Raw genomic sequence first — 25,411 nt, 5'->3', positions numbered from 1 at the left:
GGGCCCCGGGGCCTAGGAGCGGCCGAAGAGACGGCGGATCAGGCCGGGGCGGCGGGGCTGCTGCGGGAGTTCGGTCGCGGCGGGCTCGGTCGCGGCGGGCTCGTCGCCCGGGCCCTCCGGGTCCGCGCCGTCCCGGGCATCCTGGGCGTCCTGGGTGTCTTCGGCGTCCTCGGAGTCCTGGGCGTCCTGGGCGTCCTGGGCGTCCGCCTCGTCCAGCAGGTGCCGGGCGATCTCGCGGTCGTCCGGCTCCGTCCACGGTGCGGCGAGCACCAGGGCGCAGTACGAGCGGAGGATGGTCACCACCCGGCTGCGGCTCGCCCGGGCGCTGTAGTGCAGCCGCTGCCGCAACAGTTCGGCGATGTCGGCGCGGGCGGACGGGTGCGTCCAGCCGATCGCGACCAGGGCGAAGCCGGCCGCCTCGACCACCCAGTCCTCCGGCCCGAGTAGCAGGTCGCGCAGCACCCGGCGGCGCTCGGAGCCCTCCCACGGCTGGTCGGTGCGGTGGTGAGCGATGCCGAGGCAGGCGAAGGCCTGGACGGCGCGCACCCACAGCTCGGGCTGGTGGGCGAGCAGTGCGCGGCCGAGGTCGTCCTCGCGGGGCAGCGGCGGGTGGACGAGCGCGCCGAGCAGTTCGTCCAGCGGCAGCCCGGCGAGCCGGACGGCGTGGTCGTAGGCGGCGGGGATGGTCGGCCAGACGATTTCGGCGGTGGCGCGGACGAGTTCGGCGCTCGACGGCGCGGGCGCGGCGACGGCCGGGCGCGGGTCGGTGCCGTCCCAGGACCAGATCCGGGTGGTGGGTTCGGTCAGCGGCAGCCGGGGGTCGGGCTCGCCGACGGACCGGTAGGAGACCGTGGAGCGCGGCAGCGCGAGGTGGAGGGCCAGCACCGAGCTGGGCGGCTCGACGGCGGAGGCGCTGCAGTCGATCCCGGTGTCGCGGCTGGTGCCGTCCGAACCGAGCACCTGGTGCAGCACGTTGACGGTCGCCTCGGTGGCGCCGGAGACCATGCCGAGCCAGGACTCGCGGTGGCTGAGCCGCTCCAGCAGGTCCTGGGCGTACTCGTGGTCGGGGTGGTCGCGGTGGTGGTCGGCGAGGGCGAGCAGGTGAACGGCGTCGCCGTCGACGGCGTGGCGAAGCCCGTGCAGGGCCGGGGCGGCCTTGGGGTGGTCGGGCTCGGCGGCGAGGACGCGCTCCAGCCAGGGCAGGCCCTCGGCGGGGCGGCCGAGGGAGCCGTACAGCTCGGCGACGTCGACGGCGAGGTAGCTGCTGGACTTGCCCTCGTCCGGCGCGACCCGGGCGAGTTCGGCCTCCCAGACGGTGAGCGCCTCCTCGGGGCGGCCGTCGGCGCGTAGGGCGTTGCCGAGCATCACGGAGGGCAGGTAGCCGGGGGCCAGGCGGTGGGCCCGCTCGGCGAGTTCGACGGCGCGGGCGGTGGCGCCGAAGCGGCGGGTCAGGCCGGAGGCCATCGCCAGCAGCAGCGGGTGCTCGGGGTGGCGCTCCGTCGCGGCCCGCAGGAACCGCTCGAAGGGCCGTACGGCGTCGGCGAGTTCGGCGGGCAGCGGGTCGGGCAGCGCGCCGGCGGCGCGGGCCACCGCCTGGGCGACGGCGTCCGGGTCGACCAGGGCGGGCAGGTCCTCGCGGGCGAGCCAGGCGGTGTGCGCCCAGGGGCGGGCCGGCTCGTACTGGATCGCCGAGGCGAGCAGGCCGACGGCGGTGTCCCAGTCCCCGGCGGCGGCCTCCACGTGGGCGCGGCAGACGACGGTGCCGAGGTAGACCTCGCCGTCCATCGGGAACAGGTCGCGGGCCGCGGCGGGGCCGCCGGCGGCGGCGCACAACTCGGCCAGTGCCTCGTGCAGTTCGGGCAGCTGGGGGTCGGCGAGGATCGCGTCGGAGAGGTGATCGGCGGCGTGGGCGAGGTCCCCGGAGTCGATCGCCAGCCGGGCGACGGCCACCTCGCCCTCGGCCGCCAGCCGCTCGTCGCCCTCGTCGTCGGTGTGCGCCATGCCCTGCCCCCCCGGGTCCGCTCTCGGCTCGTGCGCGGATGAGGCTATCCGGTGCACACGACAGTCGGATGATCACCCTGCGGTCGATGGCACCCCAACTCCTGGATCGGATACGACCCGTACGAGTGGTTTAGACCTCGGAAAGGCTCGACTCGCGAGTGTCGCCGACCACGATGAGTCCCGGTCCTTCGAGAGCGAAGCACCGCCCATCGACCTGCTGCACGACCCGTTCAAGGTGGAGAAGGACCCGGCTGTCGCCTGGAAGACCGCGCTCTGGTTCTGGGACAGCCAGAAGGGCGCCGGGACGGTGACGCCGCACGACGCCATCGTCGGCAACAGGGGCTTCGGCGAGACCATCCGCAGCATCAACGGCGACCTGGAGTGCAACGGCAAGAACCCGGACGAGCGCAACGACCGGATCAACCTGTTCAAGAAGTTCGTCGGCGTGCTGGGCACGAACGTGGGCGGCGGCAACATCTCCTGCTGAGCCCGGTGGCGCCGCTGGAGCGGGAAGTCGGCCCGGCCGACTTCCCGCTCCGGGACGGCCGAAAAAAATCGGTGGGCGCCCGCACAGCGCTCGGCTATGGTGGCGGTGTTGGCGGCTCCGCGACGCGCTTCCTTCTCTTCTTCCTCTGAAACCAGTAGCGCGCCCCCTCTCCGCCCCCTTCTTCGTTTCCGCCTCCGTGGGGGGATCTCTCCGCATGCCCCGAGCCATCGCGGCTCCCTTCGACGTCAGCGTCGATCTCGATCTCGGTTCCTTCCTGCTCCGCCGTCGCGCGGCCGTCGCCGTGGCCCCCGGCGAGCTGCTGCCCTCCGCCGATCCGTGGAGCGTCGAGGGCCTGGTGGCCCTGGACGCCGACCTGGTCCGGCGCGGCTACGTCCTCACCACTCAACTGCGCTCCGTGCTCGCCAGGTTGGCCCCGGTCCGGCTGGCCGAGCTGGGCGACGGGCTGCTCGCCCGGATCGACCACCTGCTGGGCGCGGACCGCGAGCACCTGCCGCTGTTCCGCCGCTTCCCGGACGCCGTGCCGGACCACGCGCACGTCTTCTACACCCGGCAGGTCAGGGCGTTCCTGCTCAACCAGCCGAACCAGCCGTGCGCGCACTGCGGCCGGCGCGGCGCCGAGGTCGGCGTCGGCGCGCTCGCGCCCTGCGCCCACCTGATCTGCGCGCCCTGCCTGGACGGGCTGACCGCCGACGGCCGGGGCGGGCGATGCCCGCTGTGCGGTGCGCAGTTGAAGAGCGGGACGTACCTCGGCGAGGACAGTTCGGCCGGGCGCAAGGCGGCCGAGGACTTCGGCGGGCAGCAGTCGCTGCGCCCGCTGCGGCTGATCGCGGCCGACCAGGTGACCGCCGCCATGGGCGAGTTGGGCCGGCTGCTGGCCCGCCGCACCCCGCTCTCCCCGCAGGACCGGGAGGACCTCGCCGCGCTGCTCGCCCACGCCCCGGAGGACCTGCCGGGGCGCCTGCCCGCGCAGATCCCGCTGCGCGAGTCCAAGGCCACCGTGCTCGCCGCGCTGCTGAAGCGCGACGGCGCGGCCGCCCTGCCCGTACTGGCCGAGCGGGTCGACACCGCGACGGACGTGCTGCGGCTGCTCTGGGCGTGGTCCGGCGCCGAGCCCGACCTGCTGCCCGCCACCGCGCGGGGCCTGCGGCTGCGCAATCTGCCGCGGCCGCTGCGCCGGGGCCTACTGGAGGTCCTGGAGGGCCTCTCCCCCACCGCCCTCGTGGAGGACCTGCGCCGTCACCGTTCGGCCTGGCTGCGCGCGGGCGAACTGCTGCACCCGTACGAGCGCCGGCGGCGCTTCCCGCGGGTGACGGCCGCGTTCGTGCTGCTGCGGGAGACGGACCTGCGCACCCACGAGGTGGGCCGGGAGTTCGCCGAGCCGCCCGCGCAGCTGCGGGTGGTCACCAGCGGCGATCGCGCCCGCCTCGCGTTCACGGGCTTCGCCGGGCGCGTGGAATCGCTGCTGGCCGCCGGGGACGCCCACGGCGCGGTGCGGGTGCTGGCCGGGCGGCCGGGTGAACTGGTCCGCCGGTTGCACCACGTGCTGCGGGTGCACGCCACCACCGCCCCCGGCACCGAACTGCCGCCGGACCTGCTGACCGCCGTAGAGGGCGCCCTCGGCCGGGTGGCCCCCGGGCCGCTGCTGGGCGCGTACGGACGGCTGCGCGGAGCGCGCACCCAGGGTGAGCGGCGGCTGTACTTCCCCCGGGGGACGGTCTCGCTGGCGCACGCCCGGGCGGACCACGGCACCGTGGTGCCCGCCGAACTCAGCGCCCCCGTCTGCGCGTTGATCGAGGCCGAGTTGCTGCGGCGGGGCGCCGCCGACGGGGAGCGGTACGACCGCGCGCTGCTGGACGAGGGACTGGTCGACCTGGTCGCGCCGTTCGCCGAACGGGCCGCCGCCAAGACCCTGGTGTGCGTGCCGCGCGGCAGTCGGCAGCCGCTGCCGGCGGGCGAGCGGCTGCGGCTGTTCGTGCACTGGATGCAGCCGGAGCACCTGCGGGTGGACCTGGACCTGTCGGTGGCGCTGTACGACGAGCGGTGGCGCTTCAGCGGCTTGTGCGACTACACCAACCTGGTGCACGGGGACCGGGCGGCCGTGCACTCGGGCGACTACGTCTCCGCGCCGCCGCCGGACGGGGCCACCGAGTTCGCCGACCTGGACCTCGCCAAGCTGGCGGCCGGCGGGGCGCGGTACGCCGTGGTGATCGTGTTCAGCTACAACGACGTCGCCTTCGAGCAGCTGACCGAGGCCTTCGCCGGGTTCATGGACCTCGGCGCGACACCGTCCGGCGGGCAGCACTACCACCCGAGGGCGGTGCGGCAGCGGCTGGACCTGGTCGGGGACGCCAAGGTGTCCGTCCCGATGATCGTCGACCTCGCGGAGCGGCAGTACACCTGGACCGACCTCAACACGGGCGCCGACGGCGGCTTCCACAGCGTCTACCGGCACCAGGCCGAGGTCGGCTCGCTCAGCCGCGACGTGCTCGCCCACTTCGGCCCGGAGAACCGGGCCACCCTGTGGGACGTCGCCTGCGCCCGGGCGGCGGCCACCACCGACGAGGTGCACATGCGCGGCCGGGACGGCGTACGGCGCTGGCGGCGGCGGGGCGAGGCGGAGAGCGTCGGGGCGTTCGCGGCCCGGCTGCGGGCCCGGCAGGACGACGACGGCCCGGGAGAGGCCGGGCTTCCGGACGGTGCGAAGGCGTTCGTCGCCCTGGTGGACGGGGACGTACCGGCGCCGGAGAAGGCCGCGGGCACCCTGTACCGGCTGTACCCGGGGCCGGTGGACGCGGCGCCCGAGGAACTGGAACGCTGGACGGCGGGGGATCTCGTGTCGGCCTTCGCACCGCAACGGTAGGAACGCGAGGGCCCCGTCCTCTGGATGAGCCGCTGCGAACGGCCGGTCGCCGACTCTCGGACCTGAATATTTCAGGACAAGAAATATTCAGGTGGACACCGGCGTTCCGGAAGGCGTCGGCGCGGAAGGACCGCGCAAGGCTGGAAGGAGTACAGCGCCGTGCGCGTCGAGATCTGGAGCGACATCAACTGCCCGTGGTGCTACATCGGCAAGGCCCGGTTCGAACAGGCCCTGGCCGCGTTCCCGCACCGCGCGGAGGTCGAGGTCGTCCACCGCTCCTTCGAGCTGGACCCGCACGCGCCGCGCGCGGCCCGTCCGGTGATCCCGCTGCTCGCCACCAAGTACGGGATGAGCCTGGAGCAGGCCGAGGCGGCCGAGGCCCGGATCGCCGAGAACGCCCGCGGCGAGGGGCTGCCCTACCTGGACGCCGGCCGGGACGCGGCGAACTCCTTCGACATGCACCGGCTGCTGCACTTCGCCAAGGCGCACGACCGGCAGGCCGAACTGCTGGACGCGCTGTACCGGGCCAACTTCGCCGAGGAGCGCTCGGCCTTCGACGCCGGGCGCCTGCTGGAGCTCGCCGTCGAGGCCGGACTCGACGGCGAGGCGGCCGCCGCCGTGCTGGCCGATCCGGAGGCGTACGCGGCGGCGGTGCGCGAGGACGAGGCGACGGCGAGCGCCATGGGGGCGACGGGCGTGCCGTTCTTCGTCCTCGACCGGCGGCTCGGGGTGTCCGGCGCCCAGCCCGCCGAGACCTTCACCCGGGCGCTGGAGCAGGCCTGGGAGAGCCGGGTGCCCTCGCCGCTGATCCAGGCCTGCGCGCCGGGCGACGCGCAGGCCTGCGGGCCGGACGGCTGCGAGCTGCCGCAGCGGTGACGGTCAGCCCTTCCCGACGGTCTGGGTGAGCCAGGTGAACACCTGCGGGACGAGCGGCTCCCAGGTGGACGTCAGGTGCGGGCCGTTGACCTCCACCGGGGTGACGGCCGTCGGCGCCTTGGCGTTCTTCTGCAGCGCCAGGGCGTCCTCGAAGCCGTCGCCCTTCTTGCCCGTCACGTACAGGGCGACGTTGGGCGGCGTCTGGGCGTGCTGGAGCAGGTAGACCGGGTTGGAGACCTCGCGCAGGTGCGGGTCCTTGGCGGTGAGGGAGTCCGACTCGCCCGCCGGGTCGTTGTACCCGGAGAGGCTCACCCCGGCGTGGTACCGGTTCGCGTGCGCGATCGCGAGCCGGGCGGCGCAGTGCCCGCCCGCCGAGTAGCCGGCCACGGCCCAGCGCTCGGGGCCCGGCTCGGCGCGGAAGTTGTCCAGCACCATCTGCGGCACGTCGCGCGCGAGCCAGGTCTCGGCGTTGACCTTGCCAGGGACGTCCGCGCAGCCCGTGTCGACGTGCCCTTCGAGCAGCACGACGCGCGGCGAGACCAGGATGAACGGCGCGATCTGCCCGGACTTCATCAGCGGCGCCAGCTGCTTGGAGACGTTCATGCTGCCGAACCAGGCGCTGGACGAGCCGGGGAAGCCCGCGAGCAGCTCGACCACCGGGAACTTCTTGTCCTTGTAGGCCGGGTCGTCGTACTGCGGCGGCGTCCAGACCAGCACCTCGCCGTCCACCCCGGAGACCCGGCCCTTCAGCTCGGTCGTCTTCACGTCCTTCGGCACGGCCTTGTCGTCCACCGAGGTGAACTGCTGGGTCACCTTGGGCTGGTCGGGCCCGTTCGCGGCCGCCGTCGCATCCGCCGGGGGCGGGACGGGCACGGCGCGGACGTGGCTTCCGGTGCCGAGCAGGTCGTCCCAGCTGCTGTAGAGCTGGTTGTCGTTGTTGACCACGACGAAGACCAGCGTCACGGCGGTGAGTTGGGCGAACGCCACCATGAGCAGCCGCGATCCGAAGCGCAGGGCCTGCGGACCGCGCACCCGGTTCCACAGGTACATCAGGAGGCCCATGGAGAGCGGGACGAGGAGGACGGAGAGGACGAAGAACGGGGTGCCGGTCAGCTTCACATCAGCTGATACGGCCGGACACGGCGTTCGGTTGCGTCCGACCCGGCGGTACCTGCGGAGCAGGACGTCGAACGGGCCGACTTCCTGTGCCGCAGGCCCGTCAACGCCTGCGGACGCGCTCGGCCCCGCGCCTGTCGCGGTCAGTCGTAGAAGAACTGGCGGAGGTCCTCGACGGAACCCGGCCCGAAGAGGAAGGACTCCGCCTTGACGACCCGGGCGACCGGCGGCGGGCCCTCCGCGCGGAGAGCGTCGAGCCAGATCTCGCCCTGCTCACCGACCGCGTACACGGCGGAGAGCAGGGTCGCCATACCGGCGGGCCGGGGCGGGGCCGCACCGGTGACGGGCGTCAGCTCCCAGCCGCCGGCCTGCGCGGCGAGCCGCAGCACGGCGGCCCAGCGAACGATGCGGGCGAGCCGGGCCCGCCAGGGGAGTTCACCGGGCGCGGGCGGGCAGCCGACGGTCGCGGCGGCGATGTCGTCGATCATCCGGCGCTCGGCGTCGGTGCGGATCCACCGGCCCTCCTGGGAGTCCTCGATGGCGGCGCTCCACCACTCCCAGGCGCCGTCCATGCGGTACGTGAACTCGTCCATGCGGCGAGGGTTTCACATTCGGGTGGAACCGAGACCGTTGACAGGCTCCCGTCACCGCAGCTTGACTGACGATCCCGACCGACCCACCATCAGGGGGACTTCACCATGCGCAAGATGCTGATCGCAGCCGCCAGCGGCCTCGCACTGACCGCCACCCTCCTCTTCGCCACCTCCCCCGGCAACGCCGCCCCGGCACCCGCCCCCGCGCCGCACGCCCAGCCCGCCATGGGCAACAGCGGCTCCTGCTGCTGACCCCACGCCGCCCACCACCACCGCGCCCGCTCGTCGGAGTCCGACGAGCGGGCGCGGCGCATTTCCCTCCCGCCGCCGTTTACGCGACGAGGCGGAATCGCACAACCGGCGATCCACCGAGGTGACGGACGGTTCGGGCACGTGTGATCACGACTCGGCATCCCTTGTCACGGACCCGCGTGGGAGTCGTCACGGCCCGGTCAAGACGGCATCAAAGTCGTGGCGTGCACGTTGACCACTGCGCTATGAACGTCCATCAGAAGGACCGCCGTCACGGCAGTCCGCACCGATCCGCAGCGATCCGCAGTGATCCGCAACAACGGGGGACGTCACGTGAAGACCATCCGCAACAGTCGCACCATGGCCCTGGCCGGGCTGGCCGTGGTGGGCGCGCTCACCATGACCGCCTGCAACGACGACGCGGCGTCGTCCGACACCGCCAGCACCCCGCCGGCCACCCAGGCTCCGGCCACGCCGTCCGCCGCGCCCACCACCCCGGCGGCCTCCGCCTCGGCGGCCGCGCCGACCGGTGACGCCACCGGTGCGGCACCGGGCGGCTCCACCGGCGGGGCCCCGGCCCAGGCCGGCCCGACCGCGGCGCCCGGGACCACGCTGAAGATCGGCGACGCCGCCACCATCCCGTTCGTCTCGGGCAGCACCAAGGGCACCGTCTCGCTCGCGGTGACCTCGATCGACAAGGGCGACCCGGCCGACCTCGCCTCGCTCAAGCTGGGCGACAAGGTCACCGGCATGGTGCCGTACTACGTCCGGTTCAAGGTCACCAACACCGGCAGCACCGACCTGTCCTTCGCCAGCCTGACCCAGATGAAGGGCACGCTGCCGGACGGCTCGGAGGCCTCCGAGGTGATGCTGATCGGCACCTTCGACAAGTGCCCGCACCCGTCCTTCCCGAAGGGCTTCACCAACGGCCAGTCCGTCACCTCCTGCGTGCTGGCGCTGGCGCCCACGGCGACCAAGGTGGCCGGCGCCGAGTACTGGGGCGAGCCCTACACCCTGGGCAAGGGCGTCAACTGGAAGTGACGCGGGACGGCCGGTGGGCGGGGCGGCGTCGGGCCGCCCCGCCCACCGGTCACTTCGCCGCGGCGGCGGGCCCGCCGTGGATCCGCAGGAAGGCGTCCACGCCCACCGCCGCGATCCGCTCGACCTCCTCCCCGGCCACCGGCAGGGCGCCCCAGAAGGAGCGCTCGGCCACGCCGTGGAAGGTCAGCAGGGTGAACTGCTCGGCGGCCAGCTCCCCGTCCTCGACGGCCAGCAGCCCGCGTTCGGTGAGCGCCGCGAAGTGCTCCGCGAGGTCCCGCTGGGAGGCCACCGGACCGGCCTCCAGCCAGGCTTCCAGCACGTCCGCCGGGATGTTGGCCACCTCGGCGCGGATCGCCCGGCCGAGCGCCCCGTGCTCGCCCGCGGAGAGGACGGCGTTCGCCCGCTCGACCGCGAAGTCGACCAGGTCGCGGCGCACGTCCACCACCCGGTCGAGGTACTTCGCCATCAACTCCCGGATCCGCTCGGTCAGTTCGGCCGAGTTCTGGAGCGCCACCGACAGGAAGAGGGTCTCCTTGTCGGCGAAGTGGTTGTATACCGTGCGCTTGGACACCCCGGCCTCGGCCGCGATCGCGTCCATGCTGGCCCGGACGTAGCCCTCGCGCCCGAAGACCGTCGTCGCGGCCCGGGTGATCGCCTTGCGCTTCTCCGGTCGTCCCGCTCCGCCTGTGGTCGCCACGGCCCTCCTCCTTCTCCGTCGGCGCCCCCGCCGACCCTCAGAAACTGCCCGGTGTAGTGTATGCAGGCCCGTTCACGAGCGGACTTGCCACCGAACAGACGTGCTCTATGCTGCGTACGATCTCTACACCTCTGTAGAGCAAATCCGAAAACGTGCCTGCCCCCGAGCAGCAACGGGAAACCGAGAACGGGAACCGGCCGGCCGAACACCAGCGTCCCGTACTGGCAGCGCCGTTACCGCTCTCCCATAGCAGACCCGGCGCAGCGCCGAGGTGGCGCGCGAAGCACGGGAACACCGGGGGTGAGTGAGTGGCGGGGCAGCGAGGACGGTCGTCCGACCAGGGTTCACGGCGGCGGGCGGCGAGCCGCCCCACCGGCCCCGCGCGTCCCTTCTCCGGCGGGCCGGCCCTGCCCGGGGTGGTGGCCGTCGGGCTGCCACTGGTGGGCGCGGTGGTCGACGAGCTCTCCGGACCGGGCATGGGCGTCGCCTTCGCGGTGTGCGCGGTGCTCGGCACCGGCCTGGCGGCCGCGCTCAGCACCCGCCGCGGCTGGTGGTGGGTGCTCGCCGCCTCCCCGCTGGTCGTCCTCGGCGTGACGGCCGCGGTCGAATTCTCGGCGAACTCCGGGAAGTACCAGGGCAACGCCCTGGCAACGGGCTCCGCGAAGTGGGTGGTGCACGGCTTCCCGGTGATGGCGCAGGCCGCGGCCGCGGCCGTGCTGGTGATCGTGGCCCGGGTGGTCCTGGAGCGGAGGAGGCAGCAGCATGGCTGACGACCGTGAGCGGCAGGAGGGCGGCCGGGCCGCCGCCCGCAGGAGCGCGGACGCCCCGGCGGGCCGCCGCAGCTCCCCGCTGCTGATCGCCACCCGGGTGGCGGCCACCACGGTGGGCTTCGCGGTGTTCGCGGCGAGCGGTGTGGTCTGGTACGAGTACACGTCCCTCACGGACGGGATGACCACCTCCAACGCCATCTCGGAGACCAAGAAGGACGCCCCCAAGCACCTGGACAACTCGGTCAACCTGCTGCTGATCGGCCTGGACAGCCGCAAGAACATGGACGGCTCCGACCTGCCCCCGCAGTTCGTCCAGGACGAACTGCACGCCGGCCACAGCTCGGACGTCGGCGGCTACAACACCAACTCGCTGATCCTGCTGCACATACCGGCGGGCGGCGGCAAGGTGCAGGCGATCTCCATCCCGCGCGACGACTACGTCATGACCTACAACGGGGACGGCTCCCAGCAGGGCATGCACAAGATCAAGGAGGCGTACGGGATCGCCAAGGAGAAGGTGAACCCGGGCCTGCAGGCCAAGGGCCTCAAGGGCGCCGACCTGGAGAAGGCCGGCCGCGACGCCGGCCGCGCGGCCACCATCCGCACCGTGCAGAAGTTCCTCGACCAGCCGGTGGACCACATCGCCGAGGTCAACCTGATGGGCTTCTACGACATCGCCAAGGCCGTCGAGCCGATCCAGGTCTGCCTGACCCACGACACCAAGGACCCGGCCATGGAGGGCCAGGGCTCCGGCGCCGACTTCAAGAAGGGCATCAACACCCTCAACGCCTCCCAGGCGCTCGCCTTCGTCCGCCAGCGCCACAACCTGGACGACGGCAAGGGCAACACCGGCGACTTCGCCCGCACCCACCGCCAGCAGGCCTTCATCTCCTCCGTCGTGCACAAGCTCAAGCAGGACGGCATCATCAGCGACATCGGCAAGCTCAAGGACCTGTTCGGCGTCGTCCAGAAGGACCTGGTGATCGACAACGAGTGGAACGTCCTGGACTTCGCCCAGCAGGCCCCGGCGCTGACCGGCGGCAACGTCGAGTTCAACACCCTGACCTTCGACGGCTTCGGCACCAGGAACGGCCAGGACGTCAACCTGGTCACCCCGGCGAAGATCCAGAAGGTGGTCAAGCAGGTGTTCGGCTACGCCGACGCCGCCGCCCCCGCCGCCCCGGCCGACGGCGCCACCGACGCCCCGACCACCGAGGCCGCCTCCCCCTCGCCGACCGCGACCACCCCGGCCAAGGCGGCCGCCCCGGCCACCGTCGATGTGCTCAACGGCTCCTCGGCCGCCGGGGTCTCCTCCGCCACCGAGGCCAAGGCCCTGGTCGCGATGGGGTTCAAGGAGGGCAAGACCGGCCCGGCCGCCGGCAAGCCGAAGACCACCACGGTGACCTACGGCAAGGGCAGCAAGGACGCCGCCGACCAGATCGCGGCCCGCTACGGCGTCACCGCCACCGAGTCCGCCTCCGTCGCCGCGGACCACGTCGTGGTCACCCTCGGCAGTTCCTTCACCGGCGTCGCGGGCGACAAGCCCGCCGCCCCCAGCGGCCCCGCCCCCACCGGCGACCCGGCCGCCAACCTGCCGATGCAGGGCCCCGGTGTCGACGCCGAGTCCGACGGCGGCATCCCCTGCGTCTTCTGACGCGAACGGCACCGCACTGAGGGAGGTCCCCGACCGGGGGCCTCCCTCAGGTCTTTCCCGAGCCCTCTTCCCGGCAGACCCCTGGCCGGATTCTCCGTACTGTGTATAGTGTACTGCGTACGGGATAACCGTGCGCCATGACGAGAGGGCTCCGCCATGCAGATCACCGAAACCGCCGTCTCCCTGACCGTCGAGGACGTCGACGCCTCCGCCGCCTTCCTCCAGCGGCACTTCGGCTACACCGAGCAGATGTCCGCCGACGGCTTCGTCTCGCTCGTCCACCCCGGCGGCGGGGTCGCCGTCGTCTACCTGCGGCGCGGCCTGGAGGTGCTGCCCGAGGACCAGCGGCACCGGACGGCGGACGGGGTGATCCTGGCGTTCGTGGTCGAGGACATCGCCGCCGAGGAGCGGCGGCTGCGCGAGGAGGGGGTCGCGATCACCCTGCCGCTGCGCGAGGAGCCGTGGGGCGAGAAGCTGTTCCAGGTCGCCGACCCGAACGGGGTCGTGGTCGAGCTGGTCGAGTGGGTGAAGCAGTAGCACCCGGGCGAACGAAAGGCGCCCCCGCCCCGGGAAACCGGGACGGGGGCGCCGAACTCGCCTTTCCGGACGGTCAGTCCACCGTCCAGGTGTCGCTGCCCGCCAGCAGCGTCGCCAGGTCGCCCGAGCCGCGCTGGGCGACGGCGGCGGCCAGCTGGCCCTCCATCAGCTCGTCGTAGACCGGCCGCCGGACGTCGCGCAGCACGCCGATCGGCGTGTGGTGCAGGGTGTCCGCGTCGGCGATCCGGGAGAGCGCGAAGGCCGTGGCGGGGCTGGCCGCGTGGGCGTCGTGCACCAGGAGCCGCGCCTCGTTCTCCGCCGTGACCGGGGCGGTGAACAGCTCGCCGTCCGGGCCCCGGAACACGCCGTTGGCGCCCTCCGCGCCGAAGCGGACGGGCTGACCGTGCTCCAGCCGGATCAGCGCCTCGTCCCGGGTACCGGCCTCCTTCAGCACCTCGAAGGCGCCGTCGTTGAAGATGTTGCAGTTCTGGTAGATCTCCACCAGGGCCGTGCCCTCGTGCTCGGCCGCCGCCCGCAGTACCGACTGGAGGTGCTGGCGGTCCGAGTCGATGGTGCGGGCCACGAACGAGGCCTCGGCGCCGATCGCCAGCGACAGCGGGTTGAACGGCGCGTCCAGCGAGCCCATCGGGGTGGACTTGGTGACCTTGCCGAGCTCGCTGGTCGGCGAGTACTGGCCCTTGGTCAGGCCGTAGATCCGGTTGTTGAACAGCAGGATCTTCAGATTGACGTTCCGTCGCAGGGCGTGGATCAGGTGGTTTCCGCCGATCGACAGCGCGTCGCCGTCCCCGGTCACCACCCACACGCTCAGGTCCCGCCGGGAGGCGGCCAGCCCGGTCGCGATCGCCGGCGCCCGGCCGTGGATCGAGTGCACCCCGTAGGTGTTCATGTAGTACGGGAAGCGCGAGGAGCAGCCGATGCCGGAGACGAACACGGTGTTCTCGCGCCTGACGCCCAGCTCCGGCATGAAGCCCTGCACCGCGGCCAGGATCGCGTAGTCCCCGCAGCCGGGGCACCAGCGCACCTCCTGGTCGGTCTTGAAGTCCCGGGCGCTCTGCGGCCCTTCGGCCTTCGGCACCAGGCGCAGCGACGGGAAGCCACGCTTCTCGGAGTCAACGTCGCTCATCGGTGGTCCTCCTCGTCCAGGCTGCCGATCGCCGCCCGCAGCACATCCGCCAACTGGGCCGCCTTGAACGGCAGTCCGCGCACCTGGTTGTAGGACTCCGCGTCCACCAGGTACTTCGCCCGCAGCAGCAGCGCGAGCTGCCCGAGGTTCATCTCGGGCACGATGACCTTCTCGTAACTGCGCAGCACCGCACCCAGGTTGGCCGGGAACGGGTTGAGGTTGCGCAGGTGCGCCTGGGCCACCTCGCCGCCGTCCGCGCGCACCCGGCGCACCGCCGCGGTGATCGGGCCGTACGTCGAGCCCCAGCCGAGCACCAGCACCCGGGCGTCGCCGGTCGGGTCGTCGACCTCCACCGGCTTGACCGTGATGCCGTCGACCTTGGCCTGCCGGGTGCGGACCATGAAGTCGTGGTTGGCCGGGTCGTAGGAGATGTTCCCGGTGCCGTCCTGCTTCTCGATGCCGCCGATCCGGTGCTCCAGGCCCGCCGTGCCGGGCAACGCCCAGGGCCGGGCCAGGGTGTGCGGGTCCCGCAGGTACGGCCAGAAGGCGCCGTCCTCGCGGTTCGGCTCCGTCGCGAACTTCGGGTCGATCTCCGGCAGTTCACCGATCTCCGGGATCCGCCACGGCTCCGAGCCGTTCGCCAGGTAGCCGTCCGAGAGCAGGAACACCGGGGTGCGGTAGGTCACCGCGATCCGGGCCGCCTCCAGCGCCGCGTCGAAGCACTCGGCGGGCGTGGCCGGGGCCACGATCGGCACCGGCGCCTCGCCGTTGCGCCCGAACATCGCCTGCAGCAGGTCCGCCTGCTCGGTCTTGGTCGGCAGACCGGTGGACGGGCCGCCGCGCTGGATGTCCACCACCAGCAGCGGCAGTTCCAGCGACACCGCCAGGCCGATCGTCTCGGACTTCAGCGCCACGCCCGGCCCGGAGGTGGTGGTCACGCCGAGCGCCCCGCCGAAGGCCGCGCCGAGCGCCGCGCCGATGCCGGCGATCTCGTCCTCGGCCTGGAAGGTGCGCACCCCGAAGTTCTTGTGCTTGGACAGCTCGTGCAGGATGTCCGAGGCCGGGGTGATCGGGTACGAGCCCAGGTAGAGCGGCAGGCCCGAGCGCTCGGCGGCGGCGATCAGCCCGTAGGACAGCGCCAGGTTGCCGGAGATGTTGCGGTAGCGCCCGGCCGGGAGCTTGGCCGGCGACACCTCGTAGGAGACCGCGAAGGACTCGGTGGTCTCGCCGAAGTTCCAGCCCGCCCGGAAGGCGCTGATGTTCGCCTCGGCGATCTGCGGCTTCTTGGCGAACTTGCCGCGCAGGAACGCCTCGGTGCCGTGGGTGGGGCGGTGGTACATCCAGGACAGCAGCCCCAGGGCGAACATGTTCTTCGCCCGCTCGGCGTCCTTGCGGGCCAGCCCGCTGTCCTTGAGCGCCTCCAGGGTCAGCGTGGTGAGCGGCACCTTGTGCAGGTGGAAACCGTCCAGCGAGCCGTCGCCCAGCGGATCCGCCGGGTAACCGACCTTCGCCAGCGCGCGCTTGGTGAACTCGTCGGTGTTGACGATGATCTCCGCGCCGCGCGGCAGGTCCGGCACGTTCGCCTTCAGCGCGGCCGGGTTCATCGCCACCAGCACGTTCGGGGCGTCGCCCGGGGTGAGGATGTCGTGGTCGGCGAAGTGCAGTTGGAAGGACGAGACACCCGGCAACGTGCCGGCGGGCGCCCGGATCTCGGCCGGGAAGTTCGGCAGCGTGGAGAGGTCGTTGCCGAACGCGGCCGTCTCCGAGGTGAACCGGTCACCGGTGAGCTGCATGCCGTCACCGGAGTCGCCGGCGAACCGAATGATCACCCGGTCGAGTCTGCGAACGGGCTTGGCACGCTTGGGCGGCGGGCTGCCCGGGGCGTGCGGACCGGCGGGCCCGGCCGCGCCGGGGTGTTCCGCACCGCTGCCGGTGCGGCCCTCGTCGCCGTCCGATCCGTCCACTGCCTCTGACTGATCGACCTGACTGGTCACTGCCGCGGACCTCCTCGTGGGCACACCACCGCGGGCGCGGCCCCGTGCCCCGTCCGCCTGGTGCACCGCTCGCATCCTATGCGCGCGCGCTCGAGCCCGGTCGGAACTCCGGCAGGAATTTCCACCCGCCCACGGCTCGTACCGCACTTAGCGACAACGCACGGCCGCCGGAGATCATTCCGCACACGGACCACTGCGCCGCGGCGGGGCCGGAAAGGCTCCCCGGGCGGGCCCGGGGAGCCTTCGCGGTCAGGAGTTGAGGTAGGTGAGCACCGCGAGCACCCGGCGGTGGTCCTCCGGGCTCTGCGCCAGGCCGAGCTTGAGGAAGATGTTGCTGACGTGCTTCTCCACCGCGCCGTCGGAGACCACCAGCTGCTTGGCCACCGCCGCGTTGGTGCGCCCCTCCGCCATCAGCCCGAGCACCTCGCGCTCGCGCGGCGTGAGATTGGCCAGGACGTCGCCCTTGCGGCTGCGGCTGAGCAACTGCTGCACCACCTCCGGGTCCAGCGCGGTGCCGCCCTCGGCGACCCGCACCACCGCGTCGGCGAACTCCCGCACCTCGGCGACCCGGTCCTTCAGCAGGTAGCCGACGCCCCGGGTGGAGCCCGCCAGCAGCTCGGAGGCGTAGCGCTCCTCCACGAACTGCGACAGCACCAGCACGCCCAGCTGCGGGTAGCGACCGCGCAGCTCCACGCAGGCGCGCAGGCCCTCGTCGGTGTGGGTCGGCGGCATCCGCACGTCCGAGACCACCACGTCCGGCAGGGCGTCGGAGGCCGCCAGGTCGTGGATGGTCTTCACCAGGGCGGCGCCGTCCCCGACGCCCGCCACGACCTCCAGGCCGCGGTCGGTGAGCAGCCGGGTCAGACCTTCCCGCAGCAGTACGGAGTCCTCGGCGATGACGACGCGACGCATGGCGACCTTCCGGGCAGGCGTGAGCTGACGGGAGCCAGTCTCCCCCATCCCGGCGCGCCGCCGTGGGCTCGGGCCCGGTCTTGTGGGTCCTCGCCGGGCAGCGGATCGCCCGGGCGGTCACATCGTGCGGATCGCCACCGCGTCGCACAGCCCGTCCAGGGCCGCCTTCGCCGCGCAGTCCGGCAGCGGGGCCAGCAGCGCCCGGGCCTCCTCGGCGTGCCGCAGGGTCTCCCGGCGGGCGCGCTCCAGCGCGGGGTGGGCGCGCAGCAGGCGCAGCGCCTCGGCGTGCAGGTCGTCGTCGGAGAGGTCCTGGGTGAGCAGTTCGCGCAGCCGGGTGTCGTCCGGGTCGGACGGGTCGGCCGGCATCTGCTGCAGCAGCAGGGTCGGCAGGGTGGGCACGCCCTCGCGCAGGTCGGTGCCGGGGGTCTTGCCGGACTCGTGGCCGTCGCTGGCGATGTCCAGCACGTCGTCGGCCAGCTGGAAGGCGATGCCGATCCGCTCGCCGAACTCGCCGAGGGTGTCCACCAGCCACGGCTCGGCGCCGGCCACCAGCGCTCCTATCCGGCAGGAGACGGCGATCAGCGAGCCGGTCTTGCCCTCCAGCACGTCCAGGTAGTGCAGCAACGGGTCCCCGTCCGGGCCGGGCCCGCGGGTCTCCAGGATCTGGCCGGTGACCAGCCGCTCGAAGGCCTCGGCCTGCATCCGCACCGCCTCCGGGCCGAGGTCGGCCAGCACCTGGGAGGCGCGGGAGAACAGGAAGTCGCCGGTGAGGATGGCCACCGAGTTGTCCCAGCGGGAGTTGGCGCTCTCCGTCCCGCGGCGCACCGGGGCCTCGTCCATCACGTCGTCGTGGTACAGCGTGGCCAGGTGGGTCAGCTCGACCACCACCGCGGCCGGCACCACGCCGGGCGCCCCCGGGTCACCGAACTGGGCGGCGAGCAGCAGGAGCAGCGGGCGGAAGCGCTTGCCGCCGGCCTCGAGCAGGTGGCTGGCGGTGACGGTGATGAAGGGGACGTCGCACTTGACGGCCTCGGAGAGCGCCGCCTCCACCGCGTCCAGTCCGATCTGGACGTCCCGGGTCAGGTCGCGGTCCTGCACGCTGAGCCCGAAGGGTCCCACGACGGTCACGAAGACCACTCCTCTGTCCCTGGTCGTTCTAGCGGCCTGGTCCCTGAGTGCCGCCGCTGGCCATACAGGCAGGGTATCCGGTCGTGAGTGGATCACTGCACGGGCGTGCGGATCCCGTCGTGCCGGAGCCGGAACGCCTGGTCAGGAGCGCTTCGCGGGCAAAGCGGCGGTGGGGGCGAATTCGTCTGCGAATAAAGGCCGGAGATCGGCCCGGACATCCGGACCGATCTCCAGCAAACCGAACGGTGACGGTCAGTACGCGAACAGCGAGGCCTTGGAGGCGAGGTCCAGGAAGTACTGCGGCAGCAGGCCCAGGCCCAGCGTCACCAGCACCCCCACCCCGATCGCGGTCGCCGTGAAGGCGCTCGGAATCGCCACCGTCGGGCCGCCCGGCTTCGGGTCGGAGAAGAACATCAGCACGATCACCCGGATGTAGAAGAACGCGGCCACCGCCGAGCTCAGCACACCGACGATCACCAGCGGCGTCGCCCCGCCGGCCGCCGCCGCCTGGAACACCGCGAACTTCCCGGTGAAACCGGAGGTCAGCGGGATCCCGGCGAAGGCCAGCAGGAACAGCGCGAACACCGCCGCCACCAGCGGCGAGCGCCGCCCCAGCCCGGCCCAGCTGGACAGGTGGGTCGCCTCGCCCTTGGAGTCCCGCACCAGGGTGACCACGGCGAAGGCGCCCAGCGTCACGAAGGAGTACGCCGCCAGGTAGAACAGCACCGAGGACAGGCCCTGCTTGTTGACGGCGATCACCCCGGTCAGGATGAACCCGGCGTGCGCGATCGAGGAGTACGCCAACAGCCGCTTGACGTCCTGCTGGGTCACCGCCAGCACCGCGCCCACCACCATGGTCAGGATCGCCACGCCCCACAGCACCGGCCGCCAGTCCAGCCGCAGCCCGGGGAAGGCCACGTAGAACAGCCGCAGGAACGCCCCGAAGGCCGCGACCTTGGTGGCCGAGGCCATGAAGCCGGTCACCGGGGTCGGCGCGCCCTGGTAGACGTCCGGGGTCCAGGAGTGGAACGGCACCGCGCCGACCTTGAACAGCAGGCCCACCGCCAGCATCGCCAGGCCCATCAGCAGCAGCACGTCGCTCTGGGTGCTGCTCAGCTGCGCCGGGGTGGTCATCGCCTTGCCGGAGATGACGTCCGCGATGTCGCCGAGCTTCACGCTGCCGGCGTAGCCGTACAGCAGCGCCGTGCCGAACAGGAAGAACGCCGAGGCGAAGGCGCCCAGCAGGAAGTACTTGACCGCCGCCTCCTGGGACAGCAGCCGGCGGCGCCGGGCCAGCGCGCAGAGCAGGTACAGCGGCAGGGAGAAGACCTCCAGCGCCACGAACATGGTCAGCAGGTCGTTGGCGGCCGGGAAGAGCAGCATGCCGCCGACCGCGAACATGGTCAGCGGGAACACCTCGGTGGTGGTGAAGCCGGCCCGGACCGCGGCCCGCTCCTGCTCCCCGCCCGGGGTGGCGGCCGCCTGGGCGGCGAAGGCGTCGGCGGGCTCGCCGCCGGCCTTCGGCTCCAGCTTCCGCTCGGCGTAGGTGAGCACCGTGACGGCCGCGACCAGCAGGATCACGCCCTGCAGGAACAGCGCCGGGCCGTCCAGCGCGACCGACTCCATGGCCAGCAGGTCGAGGGGCGCGCCGTGGCCCTGCACGGCCAGCACCACCACTGCGACGAAGGCGCCGACCAGCGCGACCAGGGCGAGCGAGACCTGGGTCCAGTACCGCAGCCGCCGGGGGACGAACGCCTCGACCAGGATGCCGGCCACGGCGGCGCCGAACACCACCAGCATCGGGGAGAGTTGGCCGTACTCGATGTGCGGTGCGGGAATGCTCGGGGTGTTGCCGCCGGCGGCGGCGAGCACTGCGCTGGCACTCACTTCTGCTCACCTCCTGAGGTGGCGGCGACCGGGTGGGCCGGCGCCGGGTCGGTCCGGTGGACCTGCGAGAGCGTCGCGTTCACCGAGGGGTTCACCAGGTCGGTGAGCGGCTTGGGGTAGACGCCGAGCAGGATCGTCAGCGCCACCAGCGGTGCCACCACGGCCAGTTCGCGGACCTTGAGGTCGGGCATCGACCGCACGCCCTCCTTCACCGGGCCGGTCATGGTGCGCTGGTACAGCAGCAGCGCGTACAGCGCGGCCAGCACGATGCCGACGGTGGCGATGACGCCGATCGCCGGGTAGCGGGTGAAGGTGCCCACCAGCACCAGGAACTCGCTGACGAACGGGGCCAGCCCCGGCAGCGACAGGGTCGCCAGGCTGCCGATCAGGAACGTCCCGGCGAGCACCGGGGCCACCTTCTGCACCCCGCCGTAGTCGGCGATCAGCCGCGAGCCGCGGCGGGAGATCAGGAAGCCGGCCACCAGCATCCACGCGGCGGTGGAGAGGCCGTGGTTGACCATGTAGAGGGTCGCGCCGCTCTGGCCCTGGCTGGTCAGGGCGAAGATGCCCATGATGATGAAGCCGAAGTGCGAGATCGAGGCGTAGGCGACCAGCCGCTTGATGTCCTTCTGGCCGATCGCCAGCAGCGCGCCGTAGACGATCCCGATCAGCGACAGCACCAGGATCGCCGGGGCGAAGGTCTTCGAGGCGTCCGGGAACAGCCCGAGGCAGAAGCGCAGCATCGCGAAGGTGCCGACCTTGTCCACCACGGCGGTGATCAGCACGGCGGTACCGGCCGTGGCCTCGCCCATCGCGTTCGGCAGCCAGGTGTGCAGCGGCCACAGCGGGGCCTTCACCGCGAAGGCGAAGAAGAAGCCCAGGAACAGCGCGTTCTGGGCGGTGCCGGACAGCTTCAGGCTCCCGTCGGCGACCGCGTTGGTCAGGGCGGGCAGGTCGAAGGTGCCGAAGCCCTGGTCCTGGGCGACCACGTACAGGCCGATCACGGCGGCCAGCATCACCAGGCCGCCGAGCAGGTTGTACAGCAGGAACTTGACGGCCGCGTAGGAGCGCTGGCGCGCCGAGTCGGGGCCGCCCGCCCGGTCGCCGAAGCCGCCGATCAGGAAGTACATCGGGATCAGCATGGCTTCGAAGAACACGTAGAACAGGAAGACGTCGGTGGCGTAGAAGGAGACGATCACCATCGCCTCCACCGCCAGGATCAGGGCGAAGAAGCCCTGGGTCCTGCGGCGGCGCTCGAAGGTGTCGGGGTCCACGGTGCCGTCCGGGGCCGCCGGGCTGGACCCCTCCTGCCCGTTGGCGGGCGAGGAGGGCGGGTCGGCGTCGTGCCAGGAGGCCAGCATCACCATCGGCACCAGGACCGCCGTGAGCAGGGCGAGCACCGCGCCGATGCCGTCCACGCCGAGCGAGAAGGTGATGCCGAAGGAACGGATCCAGCTGTACGACTCGGTCAGCTGGTAGCGGGCGCCGTGCGGGTCGAAGCGCAGCGCCACCACGGCGGCCAGCGCCAGGGTGACGGCCGAGACGGCCAGCGCGACGGTCTTGGTGGTGCGGCGCCGGGCCTCGGTCGCCCCGGCGGGCAGGGCGGCGGTCAGCACCGCACCGGCCGCCGGGACGGCGCAGGTGGCGGTCAGCAGAGCACTCATGCGTCCACCTCGCTGTGCCGTGTGGAATCTGCGCGATTCATCAGACGGACCTCATCAGGAGAGTCGAGGCGACCAGCACCAGCGTGCCGCCGAACATGGAGAGCGCGTACGAGCGGACGAATCCGTTCTGGATCCGCCGCAGCCGGCCGGACAGGCCCCCGATGACGGCGGCCAGGCCGTTGACGAAGCCGTCCAGGCCGCGGCTGTCGAAGAAGACCAGGGTCGCGGTGAGCGCCGAGCCCGGCCGCACCAGCACGGCGTGGTTGAAGTCGTCCTGCAGCAGGTCGCGGCGGGCGGCCCGGGTGAGCGGGGAGCCCACCGGCGGCACCACCGGGACGGGCGAGCGCCCGTACATCACGTACGCGAGGCCCAGGCCGGCCAGCATGCAGACCGTGGTCAGCCCGGTGACGGTCCACGAGCCGAGCGGCGAGTTGCCCTCGCTGTGCCCGGTGACCGGCTCCAGCCACTTCAGGAAGGAGTCGTTGACGTCGAACAGCGCGCCCGCGAAGACCGAGCCGACGGACAGCAGCACCATCGGGATGACCATGGTCTTCGGCGGGTCGTGCGGGTGCGGGAGGTTGCCCTCGCCCGCGGCGGAGCCGCTGATGTCACCAGTCGGCTGCCAGCGCTTCTCGCCGAAGAAGGTCAGCAGCATCACCCGGGTCATGTAGAACGCGGTGACGGCCGCGCCGACCAGCGCGCACAGGCCGAGGATCCAGCCCTCGGTGCCGCCCTTGGCGAAGGCCGCCTCGATGATCCGGTCCTTGGAGAAGAAGCCAGACAGGCCCGGGAAGCCGATGATGGCGAGGTAGCCGAGGCCGAAGGTGGCGAAGGTCCAGGGCATGTGCTTGCGCAGGCCGCCGTAGTGACGCATGTCCACCTCGTCGTCCATGCCGTGCATGACCGACCCGGCGCCGAGGAACAGCCCGGCCTTGAAGAAGCCGTGGGTCACCAGGTGCATGATCGCGAAGACGTAGCCGATCGGGCCCAGCCCGGCCGCCAGCACCATGTAGCCGATCTGCGACATGGTCGAGCCGGCCAGCGCCTTCTTGATGTCGTCCTTGGCGCAACCGACGATCGCACCGAACAGCAGCGTCACCGCTCCGACCACCACCACGGCGGTCCGGGCGTCCGGCGCCAGGTCGAAGATCGTCGCGGAGCGGGTGATCAGGTAGACCCCGGCGGTCACCATGGTGGCCGCGTGGATCAGGGCCGAGACCGGGGTCGGGCCCTCCATCGCGTCCCCGAGCCAGGACTGCAGCGGCACCTGTGCCGACTTGCCGCAGGCCGCCAGCAGCAGCATCAGGCCGATCGCCGTCAGCTTGCCCTCGCTCGCCTGGTGCGCCGCCCCGACCGTGCCTTCCGAACCGAGGATCGGCGTGAAGGCGAAGGAGCCGAACTCCGCGAACATCAGCATGATCGCGATCGACAGGCCCATGTCGCCGACCCGGTTGACGATGAAGGCCTTCTTCGCCGCCGTCGCCGCGCTCGGCTTGTGCTGCCAGAAGCCGATCAGCAGGTACGAGGCCAGGCCCACGCCCTCCCAACCGGCGTACAGCAGCAGGTAGTTGTCCGCCACCACCAGCAGCAGCATGGCGGCCAGGAACAGGTTCAGGTACGCGAAGAAGCGGCGCCGGCGCTCATCGTGCGCCATGTAACCCACCGAGTAGAGGTGGATCAGCGTGCCCACCCCGGTGATCAGCAGCACGAAGGTCATCGACAACTGGTCCAGCCGGAACGAGACGTCTGCCTGGAAGGCGTTCACCGGTACCCAGCTGAACAGGTGCTCGGTCACCGCCCGGTGCTCGGCGTCACGGCCGAGCATGTCCGAGAACAGCGCCAGGCCGAAGCCGAACGAGAGCGCGGCGAGCGCGGTGGCCAGCCAGTGGCCGAACCGGTCGAGTGCCCGGCCGCCGAGCAGCAGCAGGGCGGCGCCGGCCAGCGGGGCCGCCACCAGCAGCGGAATGAGAGAGTTCACCGAAGGCCCTCCGCCTACAGCTTCATCAGATTGCTGTCGTCGACCGAAGCGGAGTGCCTGGTCCGGAAGATGGAGACGATGATGGCGAGGCCGACCACGACCTCGGCCGCCGCGACCACCATCGTGAAGAAGGCGATGATCTGGCCGTCCAGGGTCCCGTGCAGCCGGGAGAACGTCACCAGCGCCAGGTTCGAGGCGTTCAGCATCAGCTCGACGCACATGAACAGCACGATCGCGTTGCGCCGGATCAGCACCCCGGACGCCCCGATGGTGAACAACAGGGCCGACAGGTACAGGTAGTTGACCGGATTCACTGCGCGTCCTCCTCGCCGGTCTCGTGGTTGGGCACCGGTTCCAGGGACTTGCGCGGACCGGGCGCCGCGGGCCGCTCCGAGGACGGACGGCCCAGCCAGTCCGCCGTGCTGTTCTCCAGCTCCGCCATCCGCCGCAACATCGCCTGGCTGACGTCCCGGACCTGGCCGCGCTCGCGCAGCGTCGCCATCACCGAGTCCTCGGCGACCGTGCCGTCCGGCAGCAGTGCCGGGACGTCCACCGCGTTGTGCCGCGCGTACACGCCCGGCGCCGGCATCGGCGGCACCTGGATGTTGTCCCTGACCCGCTGCGCCGCCAGCTCGCGCTGGGTCTTCGGCGCCTTCACGTGCTCGCGGTGGGTCAGCACCATCGCGCCGATCGCCGCCGTGATCAGCAGCGCGCCGGTGACCTCGAAGGCCCACACGTACCGGGTGAAGATCAGCCGGGCCAGGCCCGGCACGTTGCCCTCGGCGTTCGCCTCGGCCAGCCCGGTGAAGTGGTTCAGCTTCGCGTTGGCGATCCCCGCGATCAGCAGCACCCCGAAGCCCAGCCCGCACAGCACCGCCGCGAACCGCTGGCCCTTCAGCTGCTCCTTCAGGGAGTCCTCGCTGGTCACGCCGACCAGCATCACCACGAACAGGAACAGCATCATGATCGCGCCGGTGTAGACCACGATCTGCACCACACCCAGGAACACCGCGCCCTGGGCCATGTAACAGACCGCCAGCGCCAGCATGGTGGCCGCCAGGCACAGCGCGCTGTGCACGGCCCTGCGCATCAGCAGCATGCCCAGCGCGCCGCCGACCGCGATCACCGCGAGCACCCAGAACTGGACGGCCTCACCCGTGGAGGTCGTCCCGCTCGCCGCCGCCAGATGTGCGATCACGGCCGCACCTCCTTCTCCCGGTCGGTGCGCTCCTGCTGGACCGTCCCCGGCGCCGCCGCGGTGACCTCGCCGCGGTAGTAGGCGCCCTCGTCGGCGCCCGGGAAGATCGCGTGCGGGGTGTCGACCATGCCCTCGGACAGCCCCACCAGCAGCTGCTCCTTGGTGAAGATCAGGTCCTTGCGGGAGGAGTCGGCCAGCTCGTACTCGTTGGTCATGGTCAGCGCCCGGGTCGGGCAGGCCTCGATGCACAGCCCGCACAGGATGCAGCGGGCGTAGTTGATCTGGTACACCACGCCGTAGCGCTCACCCGGCGAGTAGCGCTCCTCGTCCCGGTTGTCCGCGCCCTCCACGTAGATCGCGTCGGCCGGGCAGGCCCACGCGCACAGCTCGCAGCCGACGCACTTCTCCAGGCCGTCCGGATGCCGGTTCAGCTGGTGGCGGCCGTGGAAGCGCGGAGCGGTGGGCTTCTTCTGCTCCGGGTACTGCTCGGTGAGCCGCTTCTTGAACATGGCCTTGAAGGTCACGCCGAAACCGGCGGCCGGGCCGAGGATCGACGGCCGGTCGGCCCGCTCGGGCCGGCCCGTCTGGTCGGACGACATCG

General features: G+C 72.1%; 22 protein-coding genes. 8 read left to right on the top strand and 14 right to left on the bottom strand.

Features of this window, described 5'->3' with window-relative positions; all coding sequences use genetic code 11:
• Positions 1-12: 12 nt before the first annotated feature.
• Positions 13-2,001: a hypothetical protein gene (locus tag ACIG5E_RS16240; RefSeq protein ID WP_396534061.1), complete on the bottom strand. Its 1,989-nt coding sequence runs from the start codon at positions 1,999-2,001 to the stop codon at positions 13-15.
• Between ACIG5E_RS16240 and ACIG5E_RS16235 the strand changes: the two genes are divergently transcribed.
• From ACIG5E_RS16235 to ACIG5E_RS16225, 3 genes are all read left to right on the top strand, one after another.
• The gene (locus tag ACIG5E_RS16235) at positions 2,000-2,488 is read left to right on the top strand and encodes a chitinase (protein ID WP_396534060.1); all 489 of its coding nucleotides are present in this window, start codon (positions 2,000-2,002) and stop codon (positions 2,486-2,488) included. The genes ACIG5E_RS16240 and ACIG5E_RS16235 overlap by 2 nt on opposite strands.
• 214 nt (positions 2,489-2,702) lie before the next feature.
• A complete protein-coding gene (locus ACIG5E_RS16230; RefSeq protein WP_396534059.1) occupies positions 2,703-5,369 on the top strand; it encodes an MXAN_6230/SCO0854 family RING domain-containing protein in 2,667 nt (888 codons plus the stop codon).
• A gap of 159 nt (positions 5,370-5,528) precedes the next feature.
• Entirely contained in the window at positions 5,529-6,245 is a 717-nt protein-coding gene (locus tag ACIG5E_RS16225) for a DsbA family oxidoreductase (protein ID WP_396534058.1), read from the top strand.
• Between the two features lie 3 nt (positions 6,246-6,248).
• On the opposite strand, the gene ACIG5E_RS16220 is transcribed toward ACIG5E_RS16225, so the two are convergent.
• Positions 6,249-7,364 carry an alpha/beta hydrolase gene (locus ACIG5E_RS16220; protein ID WP_396534057.1) on the bottom strand — a complete coding sequence of 372 codons (1,116 nt, stop codon included), beginning with the start codon at positions 7,362-7,364 and terminating at the stop codon, positions 6,249-6,251.
• 140 nt (positions 7,365-7,504) lie between these two features.
• Positions 7,505-7,954 carry a hypothetical protein gene (locus ACIG5E_RS16215; RefSeq protein ID WP_396534056.1) on the bottom strand — a complete coding sequence of 150 codons (450 nt, stop codon included), beginning with the start codon at positions 7,952-7,954 and terminating at the stop codon, positions 7,505-7,507.
• Positions 7,955-8,068: 114 nt separating this feature from the next.
• On the opposite strand from ACIG5E_RS16215, the gene ACIG5E_RS16210 reads away from it, so the two are divergent.
• On the top strand, positions 8,069-8,206 hold the full coding sequence (locus ACIG5E_RS16210) for a hypothetical protein (RefSeq protein ID WP_396534055.1): 138 nt from the start codon (positions 8,069-8,071) through the stop codon (positions 8,204-8,206).
• Between the two features lie 333 nt (positions 8,207-8,539).
• Positions 8,540-9,247: a hypothetical protein gene (locus tag ACIG5E_RS16205; protein WP_396534054.1), complete on the top strand. Its 708-nt coding sequence runs from the start codon at positions 8,540-8,542 to the stop codon at positions 9,245-9,247.
• 49 nt (positions 9,248-9,296) lie between these two features.
• Here the strand turns inward: ACIG5E_RS16205 and ACIG5E_RS16200 are convergent, their stop codons facing one another.
• Positions 9,297-9,944, bottom strand: a complete 648-nt coding sequence (locus ACIG5E_RS16200) for a TetR/AcrR family transcriptional regulator (protein ID WP_396534053.1) — start codon at positions 9,942-9,944, stop codon at positions 9,297-9,299.
• Positions 9,945-10,252: 308 nt separating this feature from the next.
• Here ACIG5E_RS16200 and ACIG5E_RS16195 point away from each other — a divergent pair, with 308 nt between their 5' ends.
• From ACIG5E_RS16195 to ACIG5E_RS16185, 3 genes are all read left to right on the top strand, one after another.
• Positions 10,253-10,714 (top strand): DUF6542 domain-containing protein, encoded by a 462-nt coding sequence (locus ACIG5E_RS16195; protein WP_396534052.1) that lies wholly within the window; start codon positions 10,253-10,255, stop codon positions 10,712-10,714.
• A complete protein-coding gene (locus ACIG5E_RS16190) occupies positions 10,707-12,368 on the top strand; it encodes an LCP family protein (protein ID WP_396534051.1) in 1,662 nt (553 codons plus the stop codon). The genes ACIG5E_RS16195 and ACIG5E_RS16190 overlap by 8 nt, the downstream gene beginning before the upstream one ends.
• Before the next feature lie 156 nt (positions 12,369-12,524).
• Positions 12,525-12,905 (top strand): VOC family protein, encoded by a 381-nt coding sequence (locus tag ACIG5E_RS16185; protein ID WP_396534050.1) that lies wholly within the window; start codon positions 12,525-12,527, stop codon positions 12,903-12,905.
• Positions 12,906-12,978: 73 nt separating this feature from the next.
• Here the strand turns inward: ACIG5E_RS16185 and ACIG5E_RS16180 are convergent, their stop codons facing one another.
• From ACIG5E_RS16180 to nuoI, 10 genes are all read right to left on the bottom strand, one after another.
• Entirely contained in the window at positions 12,979-14,049 is a 1,071-nt protein-coding gene (locus ACIG5E_RS16180; protein ID WP_396534049.1) for a 2-oxoacid:ferredoxin oxidoreductase subunit beta, read from the bottom strand.
• Complete coding sequence (locus ACIG5E_RS16175; RefSeq protein ID WP_396534048.1) at positions 14,046-16,043, bottom strand: 2-oxoacid:acceptor oxidoreductase subunit alpha; 1,998 nt, start codon at positions 16,041-16,043, stop codon at positions 14,046-14,048. Before ACIG5E_RS16175 ends, ACIG5E_RS16180 begins: the two co-directional genes overlap by 4 nt.
• A 249-nt stretch (positions 16,044-16,292) precedes the next feature.
• Positions 16,293-16,955, bottom strand: a complete 663-nt coding sequence (locus tag ACIG5E_RS16170) for a LuxR C-terminal-related transcriptional regulator (RefSeq protein ID WP_396534047.1) — start codon at positions 16,953-16,955, stop codon at positions 16,293-16,295.
• Positions 16,956-17,072: 117 nt separating this feature from the next.
• Positions 17,073-18,083, bottom strand: coding sequence for a polyprenyl synthetase family protein (locus ACIG5E_RS16165; RefSeq protein ID WP_396534046.1), 1,011 nt, complete (start codon positions 18,081-18,083; stop codon positions 17,073-17,075).
• A gap of 252 nt (positions 18,084-18,335) precedes the next feature.
• The gene (gene nuoN / locus ACIG5E_RS16160) at positions 18,336-19,970 is read right to left on the bottom strand and encodes an NADH-quinone oxidoreductase subunit NuoN (protein WP_396534045.1); all 1,635 of its coding nucleotides are present in this window, start codon (positions 19,968-19,970) and stop codon (positions 18,336-18,338) included.
• On the bottom strand, positions 19,967-21,634 hold the full coding sequence (locus ACIG5E_RS16155) for an NADH-quinone oxidoreductase subunit M (RefSeq protein ID WP_396534044.1): 1,668 nt from the start codon (positions 21,632-21,634) through the stop codon (positions 19,967-19,969). Before ACIG5E_RS16155 ends, nuoN begins: the two co-directional genes overlap by 4 nt.
• Before the next feature lie 40 nt (positions 21,635-21,674).
• Positions 21,675-23,612 (bottom strand): NADH-quinone oxidoreductase subunit L, encoded by a 1,938-nt coding sequence (gene nuoL, locus ACIG5E_RS16150; RefSeq protein WP_396534043.1) that lies wholly within the window; start codon positions 23,610-23,612, stop codon positions 21,675-21,677.
• A 14-nt stretch (positions 23,613-23,626) separates the two neighbouring features.
• Positions 23,627-23,926: an NADH-quinone oxidoreductase subunit NuoK gene (gene nuoK, locus ACIG5E_RS16145; protein WP_188309222.1), complete on the bottom strand. Its 300-nt coding sequence runs from the start codon at positions 23,924-23,926 to the stop codon at positions 23,627-23,629.
• Positions 23,923-24,807, bottom strand: a complete 885-nt coding sequence (locus ACIG5E_RS16140) for an NADH-quinone oxidoreductase subunit J (RefSeq protein WP_396534156.1) — start codon at positions 24,805-24,807, stop codon at positions 23,923-23,925. The genes nuoK and ACIG5E_RS16140 overlap by 4 nt, the downstream gene beginning before the upstream one ends.
• Positions 24,807-25,409, bottom strand: a complete 603-nt coding sequence (gene nuoI, locus ACIG5E_RS16135) for an NADH-quinone oxidoreductase subunit NuoI (RefSeq protein ID WP_396534042.1) — start codon at positions 25,407-25,409, stop codon at positions 24,807-24,809. Before nuoI ends, ACIG5E_RS16140 begins: the two co-directional genes overlap by 1 nt.
• Positions 25,410-25,411 lie beyond the last annotated feature (2 nt).

It is taken from the genome of Kitasatospora sp. NPDC053057 (genome assembly GCF_044546945.1).
Classification (GTDB): Bacteria; Actinomycetota; Actinomycetes; order Streptomycetales; family Streptomycetaceae; genus Kitasatospora.
The sequence above is the reverse complement of the archived record's forward strand: the minus strand, read 5'-3'. Positions and strand labels throughout refer to the sequence as shown.